Genomic DNA, 11,450 nt, shown 5'->3' with positions numbered 1-11,450 from the left:
CAAGCAGCGTAAAATTTCAAATCCTTCATTTTGAATATACTGCTCAATGTCGCCATGCTCATTATCTCGGAAATTATCAGATTGTAGCTGCTCAATCATGTGATCAATCTGTTTAGTTGCATCAGAAAAGAATGAAAAATCAGGGGTATTCAAGTAAGCTAGATTCATAGAAGGCCTTTTGGTGCTCTTTGTGTTGCGTAGTAACTACATAACTAACACAAAAAGGTTCTTCTTTCTTCTATAAAATTCTATAACCACCTGAAATCAAATAGATCTTCCGTCGATTCAAAAGATCTACACCCAATGTAATTTAAATTTATTAGCCACATGCTCAGGTAAAACATCAACCATCGACTTGCCAATAAACTTATTTGGGGGAATATACAGGCTCTTTTTGTCATGGGCGCGATAATCGATAATGATGCCTTCTTCTGTCATTAAGAAGAATAAATCTGGGCTGGCTTCAAATACCGCTTCTAACATTTTTTCTTTAAAAATAGCTTGTTCTTGTGCATAACGTACATCGGATAAATCAATATCAACACAATACATTTGCTTTTTATTTTCTTGATTTACAAACATCACATGACTAGAGAAAACATTAACATCCTCACCCGCTTTATTAAGTAAGGTTATTTCAGAGGCTGGGATTTCTATATTGTTGTGGACCCAATTACTGTGGGCGGGAATGATATGTTCCCATAATGGTTTGGGAATGATTAACTGTTCAAGCTTTTGTCCTAACGCTTCTTCTTTGCTGTAACCATAAAGAGACTCACTACCGGCATTCCAATAGATAACCCTGCGCTCTTCATCATATCCTTGCACAGAGATAGCATCCACTTCATCAAACATCTTGTGTAATGGATCGTTGGTTAAACTTGAGTGGGATATTGGTTTGTTAATTTTCATGTACTCCGCATTGAGTGAGATGAAAAAAGATATTTTATTTATACTACACCTAAATAAATATTTTTGTTTTTTCGTCGAATTTATTATAAAAATCGTAAACTTGAATCAAGTTTTTGAGGTAAAGCGTCATTTTGTATCATAAAAATAACAGCTTCTTACGATCAGTGCAAAGCCAGTGAAAATTGACCTTTAGAGGATGTTTGTCAACTAGTGTTATTAAGCTATTAATATGTAAACGCATTAATGTATTGCTTACCTTGATAAGTGTTTTATTTATTGTTGGCTTTATTGTGGTAAGGGGTGGTTATTATCATAATAATAATTGATAATTTAAGTTTCCATGTTACTTGACATCTATTTTAGATATTAGCATCCGTTCATCTGAGCATGTTGTTTGAAGGGGAGCTCATTGGCTTTAAAGATTATCCTGAATAAACACAACAGTTAATGTCTGAAATGATAGCGGTTAATTGATCACCGCTATTCCATTTGATGTTATTAAATATAAAGCTGTTATTAAATATAAAGCTGTTATTAAATATAAAGCCGTTATCTATTCGGCGATGTTTTTTATTACTGTGAAGTTCAATTAAAAAAGTTTTATTACCGTGAAGCCCGATTAAAGAAGTGCGGTAAATAATGAAAACTAACATAAAGCACCATCGCGCTGGCAATCGCTAACTCTATGTTCGCTAACTGCGCAGTCATATTGACCCAGTAAACAGTAATGCCCTGCTCAGATAAAAACTCACTCATTTTTAATAAAGTAACGGCGCCGACCACCAATGGAAAAGTAAAGGCAGAATAGGCGGGGGTATAAGCTAAGCGTAATAGATTTTTAAATGCAAAATAAACATACAACGTCATGATCAGTGCTAAACAAAACAGTACTGCAATAATTATTGTATTTGGCAGAGGAGAAGTCGCAAGGTAGGCCAATAGCAATAAACTTGCTGGAGTGGCTAGGATAACAATAATTGGTTTTTCATTGTCATTGAGCACACCACCAAAGCATAATCGATATAAAACAATCGGCAATAACAGTGTGTAAGAGGCTAAACCAAGTGTAAATATAAATTGGGTTACTATGGGGGCAAGGCCGCCTGGGTGCGTTATTAAGGCAAGCACTAATCCAATTGGTGGGATAAACCAACTCGGTAATATCTGTTTAAACTGAAAGTCTTTACTACGGCTTAAGATAAAATATCCCAAGAAATAGAGATGTAAAATGATAGCTAACCAGCTAATGATTTGCCCTAACTGTAAGTAATATAAAGCAATGCTATTGGCGATCACCATCATCGCCATCGCTAATGTAGGGATCACTGTTCCGGCGATAGGGTGTTGTAAGTCTTGTTTAAATAGGTGTGGATTAAATACAAACTTAATCATAAGTAGTAAAAGAATACAGGCTGCAATGCAGGCTCCGAATACCTGGGCTTTTCCCTGTAAAGGTACAAAATGCTCCCAAGATAAACCTAAACTTGCAATCGCTAACGCAAGCCCTGAAGCCGCGGTTGGAATATTACAAAAATAGTGATTGATAGTGGTCAATTTATTCGATTTTAACATGGTCAGGATGGCTCATTTTAGAGTGTAATTTATTCATTTTTTAATCGTCGACTTTTAAAGATAAAAGCCTACTAATGCCGAAAATAATAGCAGAGATTACAAGGTTTGAGGGGAAGACCTTTTGATATTAAATAGGTTATCGGCATTTCCAATATAGAAGCTAATTTACCTTCAGGTGTAAGTTTATTTAAATGACTGTTTTATTTAGACAATTAAAAATAAAGGCGGAAGTTGTTTTAATCAATAAAATAGATCTTCACTGACTGAAATCGAGATTATTAAACAGCAAATACAAAAGCTTCATTTGTTACATCAATAAAGTGTTGCTCAACATCTCTTAGGTACTTAATTAACTCATTGATTAAGTCGCTGAACTTGCTATTGTCCACACAAAAATTAACGTCAACATTTACATGAAAAGTATTAAGCGTCATTTTGCTTAATATAAAGAAGGAAAGGTATGGGGTATTGGTATTTAGCCATTGCGATAGTGTCAGAAGTGATCGCTACACTGGCATTAAAAGCGTCTGATGGATTTAGTCAAACTTTTTACAGTGTGATTTGTGTGGTGGGTTATATTGCCGCTTTTTATTTTCTGTCCCTTGTACTTAAAAGTGTACCGGTAGGGATTGCTTATGCCATATGGGCAGGGATGGGTATTATTTTAGTGGCTGCTATTAGCGCGATTATCTATAAACAAATACCAGACTTACCTGCCATTATTGGGATGGGACTTATTTTAGCCGGCGTTGCGGTAATGAATTTATATTCCAAAACCGTGGCTCATTAAGTGTAACTGTAACCTTTTTACTGTTTTTATTGGTTGGCGTATTGGTTGCTGTTTAGAGTACGTGTTGAATGTTGAATGTTGAATGTTGAATGTTGAATGTTGAATGTTGAATGAAGCGAGTAGAGGGGCTTGATCACCATTAAAGTCTAATCTTTACAGTTAACCACGCAGTTTTTACCATTGGCTTTTGCTAGGTATAAATATTTATCTGCCGACTTAATAAGATCATTAATACTAATTGGGGTATCACAAGCACTATTTGAGCTAATACCAATGCTGACACTCGCCGTAAACGGATTAATTTCTGGTCTGAACTGCACTTGTTTAAATGCGATACGAATAGATTCCGACATTTCAACCGCTTGCTGACTACTTATATTAGGCACAAACGCAATAAACTCTTCACCTCCCCATCGGCCCACCACTCCATTAAATTGTTGTACTATTTCTTTAATGAGACTAGCCAACGCTTTTATCACCTGATCGCCCATCTGGTGCCCGTAGGTATCATTAACCTTTTTAAAGTCATCAATATCCATCAGAACACAAATAATATTGGTATTTATTTTGAAGTGCTTATCTAACCAGTCATAAATGGCACTACGATTAAGTAAATCAGTAAGTTGATCATGTGATGCTCGATAAGCTAATACGCGTTCATATTCAACTTTATCGGTGACATCTTCTAATACAACTTGTACTGCAGGTTCACCTTCCCATTCAATGAGGTTGTCGTAAATATTAAAAAAGCGTTTACTGCCATCAAAGCAAATGTTTTCAACGATAGTGCTTTTATTCGCCGATCCACCCTTGAGCGTTTTATAATAATGCTCTTTCACTTCTTGATGTTTTTCAATAGGAATAAATTGCAAAATAGAATCCGTAGACATCGCTTGTTCAAGTGATTCCGCGCGCATCTCATTCGCCCATGCCTGATTAAGCATTAAGGGCTTAAAATTACGATGCACCATAATACCTTGCCCAGAATTCATGATCAGTCGCTTAAACATTAAATCTTTTTCACGTATTTTCTTGTTAGCTTCAACAACAGTCGATAGATCCATCACAGTCACTTGAAGGGCTAACTCACCCTCATATTCAATAACATGATCAATGGAGAACACTGTAAATTCTCTACCGTGACGGTCAATATTATTAAAAGTATGACCTCGAGGTGTTACTTTTCCCGCAATGGTATCAATATAATTCTGGGTGGCCAGTTCATGAAACTCAGGTGCAATCAGTTCAAGAAAGGAGTCGATGCTATTTAATAAATCATCAGGGCTGTCATAGCCATAAAGTTTGGCATAGTTTTCATCAACATAAATCGCTTTAAGATCTTGTATGATGACCACGCCATAGGTTGAATCAATATTAATATCAGACATAAGGTTTACTATTTTAATTATAATTATTAAAGGATGAAAATATCCATTTGAAGGTAGTTATTAGCATGTAATTACTTAAATATAGCTGTTTTTTAAAGTTAAGTATAACTAACTTAAAATTTAATCGAATTATTTTTGAGCTTTTTATGTTACTCACATCACATCTTATAAATGCACTTGATGGTTGATATTGGTTATTACAGGCATTGGATTAAACTGCTTTCATTGCTATGGTGATGCAAATAACTGTTTCTGTTATTAACAATAAAATAGGTAGGTATTATGATCACGTTACACCACTTAAATAAATCTCGCTCTAAACGTATTATTTGGCTTTTAGAAGAACTTGGTGTTGAGTACCAAGTTAAACCTTATTTACGAAACAGTGAGACATTTTTTGCACCTCCAGAATTAAAAGAAATCCATCCGCTTGGTAAATCCCCAGTGATAGAAGATGATGGTTTAGTGATTAGTGAATCAGGTGCAATCACGGATTATTTAATTGAAAAATATGGTAAAGGTAAGTTTGCACCAGAGCGTGGAACAAACGCTTATGTTGAATATTCACAATGGTTGCACTTTGCTGAAGGGTCGGCAATCTTGCCGCTTCTTTTAAAGATTTTTGTTGCTAAAGATGGTTGCAAAACTAATTTCTTAGCCGGTTATGCTGATGCAGAAATGCTTAAAATCCTAACGTACGTGGATCAGTGTTTAGTTGGTAAAACGTATCTGGTTGATGAGCAGTTAACTGGTGCAGATATTATGATGTCGATGATTATTGAGAATTTGGTCGCAACGGGAGCGATTGAAAATTTCAGTAATTTAAGTCGTTATGCTAAACAATTAGCATCGCACAGTGCTTTTCAAAGAGCAGATAAAGTTGAAGCTGAATATTCGTAGTTGCTAGTGTTGAACAGTCTGGGCTCTTTGAGCCCATTTTTTTTGAATTAGTGTTTGGGATTATCGCTTAGTATTGATTCGTCTGCGCTCATCGAGGCTTTATTTATAATTGTTGCTGGGTGTTTCGCCTTATCGGCGATCCCACTTTCTTTGAACAGCAAAGAAACTCATTTTCATAGCACCCATTTTTATAAAAACCAATGTTGATAAAAAACTATAGAAAGCTGTCACCGAATCGCTTTCTTATCCAATCAATGAAGCTCTTTCTTTATGCACCACTTCATACGGCGCGTCCATGCGCCGAATGAAGTTATAGCAAACGTCCTGTTTGCTATTGCAGAAAGAGCGTCATCGCTTGGGAAAGCTCAACGGCGGGGAAGTTGTAACCACATTGAGTAATGTTTCGCTACGCTCGATCTGACTGTTTTATGCTTTATTCGTAGTATTGTTCGTCTGCGCTCGCTGTGGCTTTATTAATAACTGTAACTTGGTATTTCGCCCTTGCGGCGACTTTACTTTCTTTGAACAGCAAATAAAGTAAGCAAAGAAAGCTGTCACCGAATCGCTTTCTTATCCAAGTAATTCACTCATTTTTATCGTACCGTTTCGGACGTGCATCCATGCACTAGCCTCAACTAATCCAAACATCCTGTTTGGCTTTACTAACAATAAGTAAATGACTTGGGAAAGCTCAACGGCGGGGAGCTGTAGCCGCATTGAGTATCGGTATTTATTTTTAACTATTTGATTTTATTAATGCGAACCTTTGGATGTCCCGAACTTCTCACGAACTTCTCATGCAGGTAGCGATTTTTGGGAAGAAAAAAGTGACTGCATTAGGAACTCAGAGAGCATTAATTTTTTTATATCTCGTCAAATTCTAAGCTATAGTAATCTTTATTTTTTCTTGCTTTCCAAACGTCGAAATACCTTCTTGAACAGATATGCTCACCGAGTATTTCTGATTTTTCTAAGGAAGAGTTCAAGCCTAATAAACAACAGTTAATTGAACTCGAAGATAATTTCATTAAGTAAATGACATCTGGATTTCTGCTTAATTTTGATAACTCAATTGCTATGATTGTTCTATCTATTTCATCTGAAAATTTGAATAAGTTTACAACACAATAACTAGATTCGAAATTTATAGAAGTATGTGGCGACTCTTCTATTAATTTCTTAATATTCTTATTCGCAACTTGTTTAATATTTGGCACTATAACTCTATCAGCCTGCTCAAGCCTCAGAACAACCCTGTGCTCTTGCTCATATATCCATTCATCGCTTTTTTGCATAAACACTTCATAAAGGATTCTGTCGGCACCCTCTGCAGATATATTCGAATAGTCATAATCAAATTTATCATTTCGATATCGAAGACCTTTCCGATAATTGACAGGATTTGGTTTTCCGTCAAATGGAGACCATTCTTCACTAAAAGATGAGCTTATCAGCGAATTCGTCTGTAATAGATTATCGAATATTGAGCCAATATGTGGAATATTTATAATTCCAGCAATAAGTCCCCTGTGCTCATTTGCGTAATGAGCCCACATCAAAAGGTTCTCTTTATTTTCGGAAAAACTAATAACACCAATATGATGCATCCTGTTTTCAATGTAACCCGAAAAAGTTAGCTCACCTAAATCTGGATCAAATTCTGTGGAATAATCAAAATGACTTGCTAGCGCATCTAAACTAACGCTACAAAATGATGCTTCAAAGGGGTCATTAAGCACAGATGGCTGAGATAAGCGAATAAAACCTTTGCTGAAAATATCGCGAGGCTCACCCAAATACTTAAATAGTTGTTTCAATATTAATCCCTGATGCTAATTACATGCTAGAAATATAACGTTTCATTAATCGGAATAAAGCAGTGGATTAAAATGTGTAGATAGAAGCGAAACCCACTGTTTTAGATGTGTTTAAATGCCTTTATAAATTTATTAGCTCCACTCTTGATTTGTTTTCTTTTGTGGTTCTAGCTTTTTCAGAAGAACATCGTAGTACCAAGATACAGAGCCAAATAAAACAGCAAAGACAAAAAACATGATTAAGTTTGATGTTTGAGTTTGAGTATCACTAAACATAGCAATAAGTAGAACAAGAACCATTAATGCAGATAGCACTTTTGATGCTGTCACAATAAACCATCTAAAAGTTCTCATTATGTGGAAAATCATCGTTTTCATTAAATATCCTTATTAAAATCATTACAGTTATAGTTACATTTAATACTGTAATTAAGCAGAATAACTCCGTATTTTCAATGGAAATACGAATACATTAATTTGGTAATTTTTTTCAACAATACGCTACTACAACAGCAAATCAAACAATTAAGGTTATCTATAGGCTGAAAATCAAATATTAATCATGTAGATAGGTGGGATTATTCCGCATTAACAGCGGAAAGGCAGGCCGAGGTCTATTGGTTTATATTTTTACTTTTAGTATTTGGTTTATTCTTTATTCTTTATTCTTAACTTATTTACACCATATCCAACCAGGATCCCTAGCGCTAATCCAATAAGTGCATTTTGAGTTAAGATTGAGAACATCACACAAGCTAGTATTCCAAAAAATATACCCATTAACTTCTCCATGTTTAACTGTGATGTGTTGCTATCTATTAAAGCTCTATTTAAAAAAGCTAAACTTAAAACATCACTCAATGTGGCTACAACTCCCCGCCGTTGAGCTTTCCCAATCGATTAAGCTCTTTCTGCAGCAGCAAACAGGACGTTTGCTGTAACTTCATTCGGCGCATGGACGCGCCGTATGAAGTGGTGCATAAAGAAAGAGCTTCATTGATTGGATAAGAAAGCGAATCGGTGACAGCTTTCTTTGGTTCCTTATAAACATAGGTTTATTTGCTGTTCAAAGAAAGTAAAGTCGCCGACAGGGCGAAATACCAAGTTACAATTATTAATAAAGCCACTGCGAGCGCAGACGAACGATATCACCAAGAAAAAAACAGCCTCAACGAGCGCAGCGAAACATTATTCAATGTGGCTACAACTCCCCGCCGTTGAGCTTTCCCAATCGATTAAGCTCTTTCTGCAGCAGCAAACAGGACGTTTGCTGTAACTTCATTCGGCGCATGGACGCGCCGTATGAAGTGGTGCATAAAGAAAGAGCTTCATTGATTGGATAAGAAAGCGATCCGGTGCCAGTCTCTTTGGTTCTTTGTAAACATAGGTTTCTCTGCTGGCAGAGAGAAAGTAAAGTCGCCGAAAGGGCGAAACACCAAGTTATAATTATTAATAAAGCCACAACGAGCGCAGACGAACCCTAACTCCAAAGCACAAAAAAAAGGATCACCCTGCAATCCCTTGCTGCCTCAGCCCTCTAGGATCCTAATCGAAACCGCCGCCGCCGAGGTCCTATTATCCACCTCTAACTTCTTATAATTCTGCTCTAAATGTTTGTTTACCGTACGTGGGCTCATCTCCAAAATTTGTGAAATTTCCCAACTAGTTTTACCGTAAGACACCCAATACAACAACTCAGATTCACGCTTGGTAATTAGGAGCTTTCTATTGTTCATTTTATGGGCTGTTAGTATTGGCTTGTCTGCGTTTATTACATTTCTTTAAACCAACCACAGTCTTTGCATTTTCTACCGTGTTGATAAAAAAATAGCGGGAATCCTAATAATATAAATACAATAAAAGCGGACTTTTTGCCTTTGGTATAATTGATTAAGTCAAGGCCGTTACATTTAGGGCAGTGTTCTGGCGTTGCTTCAAATACTGAATCAACATCCGCTGAAAAGTTTAATGCCAAGATAGTTCTTGCTTCAATTTCAAACTCCTCTGGCACGTATAACCTAACTCCTCCTATTGCATCTGAATAAAGCCACTGCATATTAACCGTGTGCTCATCAGCTATATGCGCAGGAATACCTTCACTTTCTAAACTCGCTTTAGCGATATGTGCATCCAAAGGAAATGAATATTTTGATACAACAATAAACTTGCTCATAAATCTCCATCAATATCATTTGTAATGATTTCGCTAGCTTCGTTTAAAGTAGGAGATAAGCCTACTGATAACAATGCTGTTTAGAGTAAATGTTGAGAAATGATTTTTGAAATCTCTAACATTGAAGATTGACCAGTAAACTCAAATCTAACCTTCCCGACAGCTGAAAAATAGATTTCCAACTCTGAATCAAGATCAAAGGTACCTGACGTTTCAATAGAGTAAGCAACAATATTTTTATACGGAAGTGACGTGAAGTCTTTTTTGCTTCCCGTAATGCCTTGAACATTAACAGCAATGATTCTTTTATCTGTAAACACAACACCGTCACGCATGGTTTTATATGAATCAATAATCTGTTCATCATCAAGCAGTAAGTCTTTCACTTTATCTGCAAAATCAGTGTTCTGTTTAAGCTTGAAAAAACCTTTATTATTAAAATCTATCATCGAATATCCCTTCATTTCATTTGAGTAATTCATTATGTAACATTTCTTGCTGCTATATATCGCTTAATTTTTTCAATGAAAATGTGTAACGGCAATGTGAGTATAAAAACGGATAATATCTGCACTTTAATCGTAATCAATTGTTGACTTATCTGGGGAGATCTATACTATTCAACTCAGCAGAAATAAAGCCTATTGTTTACATTCTCCATTACGTTGTTTTATTAATAATACCTCGTCTGAAGTCTTTAAGTTCCAGTCTAATTTTTACGCTATTCAAGCCTATTGAAGGCAATTTTTATTAAATTTTACAGGATATTATTATGTCTAAAGTTCAAGGTACAGTTAAGTGGTTCAACGAGTCTAAAGGTTTTGGTTTCATCGAGCAAGCATCTGGTCCAGACGTATTTGCACACTTCAGTGCAATTGCAAGCGAAGGTTTCAAAACTTTAGCTGAAGGCCAAAAAGTAGAATTCACTGTAAGCCAAGGTCCTAAAGGCCCGCAAGCAGAAAATATCGTAGCTCTATAAGCTGTGATATATTAGTGCTTTAACGCACTAATTATTCTAAAGAGAATGGTAAATCTGAAAAGATTTGCCATTTTTTTTTGCTTTAAGAAAAATGAAAAATAGCAGCACCCTTGATTCCGTTAGACATTTTACAATGGGATCAACCAATTGACGCAATTTCTACTTTCAATTTACTCATTTTTCCTGCGTAATATTTGCACATATACTTAATGACGTTGGGATAATTATACCAATCTTGATAAATAAATGGTTTATTTAGGCGTTAGGTAAAATAGATGATAGCAAGGTGTTGATTGTAGTAACGAGTTATTCTCATTACGCTAAATAGTATGGAATAATTTTGAACAGTTTTAGCTGGCCCAGAGTGGTGAAGGGCAGGGTTTTCTGAATCAAATCAACAACAAAGCTAGGATTCATTTTAACAAGCATAAATGACTAGATAATTACTTAGATTGGTATTAATACGACGTAAATCGTTAGAGATCATGCTGAGGTGTTTGGATATTTAGGAAGTTAATCGTGCCGCTTATAAAGCAGCACATTTAATCTCGTCCCTTATGGAGGCACGAGTTTTATAACATATTGAAGCGTAAGAAGTGTTACTGAGAAAAGCGATAAGGTTAGAGGCACCTTATTCAATTGCTAATTTTAAAAAAATCTATTCTATTCAGTGCTGATATTATCTATTCAGACTGATTGCTTAACCGAGCGGGGCTAATCTGCTCTTGTTAATAGTGCGACAGTATTTTCTAGTTATCTTTTGTTGTTTCTTTTTGTTCAATAATTTGTTGTTCGTCTTTGTTCTGTTGGAACCAAAATCTTTTTCTGCCTGTAGAGCGAGCCATATATTTCCTTATGAAATTTAATTGTTTTTCCGCTGAGATAATTTGTATTTTTATCAAATGACGTTTTAGTAAAA

General features: G+C 35.7%; 10 protein-coding genes and 2 pseudogenes. 3 read left to right on the top strand and 9 right to left on the bottom strand.

The genetic code is table 11. The features are described 5' to 3' along the window. Positions 1-303: 303 nt before the first annotated feature. Together H592_RS0107985 and H592_RS0107980 are read right to left on the bottom strand one after the other, a co-directional pair. Positions 304-912, bottom strand: a pseudogene (locus tag H592_RS0107985) (PAS domain-containing protein); the annotation flags it as partial. Positions 913-1,515: 603 nt separating this feature from the next. After that, entirely contained in the window at positions 1,516-2,484 is a 969-nt protein-coding gene (locus tag H592_RS0107980; protein ID WP_051369084.1) for a TDT family transporter, read from the bottom strand. A 460-nt stretch (positions 2,485-2,944) separates the two neighbouring features. Here H592_RS0107980 and H592_RS0107975 point away from each other — a divergent pair, with 460 nt between their 5' ends. Further along, entirely contained in the window at positions 2,945-3,274 is a 330-nt protein-coding gene (locus H592_RS0107975) for a DMT family transporter (protein ID WP_028868309.1), read from the top strand. A gap of 146 nt (positions 3,275-3,420) precedes the next feature. Here H592_RS0107975 and H592_RS0107970 read toward each other — a convergent pair whose 3' ends face one another. Continuing rightward, complete coding sequence (locus H592_RS0107970; protein ID WP_037071272.1) at positions 3,421-4,662, bottom strand: sensor domain-containing diguanylate cyclase; 1,242 nt, start codon at positions 4,660-4,662, stop codon at positions 3,421-3,423. A 282-nt stretch (positions 4,663-4,944) separates the two neighbouring features. On the opposite strand from H592_RS0107970, the gene H592_RS0107965 reads away from it, so the two are divergent. Beyond that, positions 4,945-5,562 carry a glutathione S-transferase family protein gene (locus H592_RS0107965; protein ID WP_028868307.1) on the top strand — a complete coding sequence of 206 codons (618 nt, stop codon included), beginning with the start codon at positions 4,945-4,947 and terminating at the stop codon, positions 5,560-5,562. Positions 5,563-6,425: 863 nt separating this feature from the next. Here the strand turns inward: H592_RS0107965 and H592_RS0107960 are convergent. From H592_RS0107960 to H592_RS0107940, 6 genes and pseudogenes are all read right to left on the bottom strand, one after another. After that, positions 6,426-7,379 carry a DUF2971 domain-containing protein gene (locus H592_RS0107960; RefSeq protein ID WP_028868306.1) on the bottom strand — a complete coding sequence of 318 codons (954 nt, stop codon included), beginning with the start codon at positions 7,377-7,379 and terminating at the stop codon, positions 6,426-6,428. A 132-nt stretch (positions 7,380-7,511) separates the two neighbouring features. Next, positions 7,512-7,757, bottom strand: a complete 246-nt coding sequence (locus H592_RS0107955) for a hypothetical protein (protein WP_028868305.1) — start codon at positions 7,755-7,757, stop codon at positions 7,512-7,514. A 270-nt stretch (positions 7,758-8,027) separates the two neighbouring features. Next, entirely contained in the window at positions 8,028-8,240 is a 213-nt protein-coding gene (locus tag H592_RS23915) for a hypothetical protein (RefSeq protein ID WP_156916093.1), read from the bottom strand. Positions 8,241-8,908: 668 nt separating this feature from the next. Then, positions 8,909-9,103, bottom strand: a pseudogene (locus H592_RS23570) (helix-turn-helix transcriptional regulator); the annotation flags it as partial. A gap of 47 nt (positions 9,104-9,150) precedes the next feature. Beyond that, on the bottom strand, positions 9,151-9,552 hold the full coding sequence (locus tag H592_RS0107945; protein WP_028868304.1) for a putative signal transducing protein: 402 nt from the start codon (positions 9,550-9,552) through the stop codon (positions 9,151-9,153). An 80-nt stretch (positions 9,553-9,632) separates the two neighbouring features. After that, complete coding sequence (locus tag H592_RS0107940) at positions 9,633-10,001, bottom strand: PH domain-containing protein (RefSeq protein WP_028868303.1); 369 nt, start codon at positions 9,999-10,001, stop codon at positions 9,633-9,635. A 323-nt stretch (positions 10,002-10,324) separates the two neighbouring features. Between H592_RS0107940 and H592_RS0107935 the strand changes: the two genes are divergently transcribed. Next, positions 10,325-10,531, top strand: coding sequence for a cold-shock protein (locus H592_RS0107935; RefSeq protein WP_025566132.1), 207 nt, complete (start codon positions 10,325-10,327; stop codon positions 10,529-10,531). The last annotated feature ends 919 nt before the right edge of the window (positions 10,532-11,450 follow it).

This window comes from Psychromonas arctica DSM 14288 (genome assembly GCF_000482725.1).
GTDB classification, from domain to species: domain Bacteria; phylum Pseudomonadota; class Gammaproteobacteria; order Enterobacterales; family Psychromonadaceae; genus Psychromonas; species Psychromonas arctica.
This window is presented reverse-complemented; position numbering and strand designations above follow the sequence as displayed.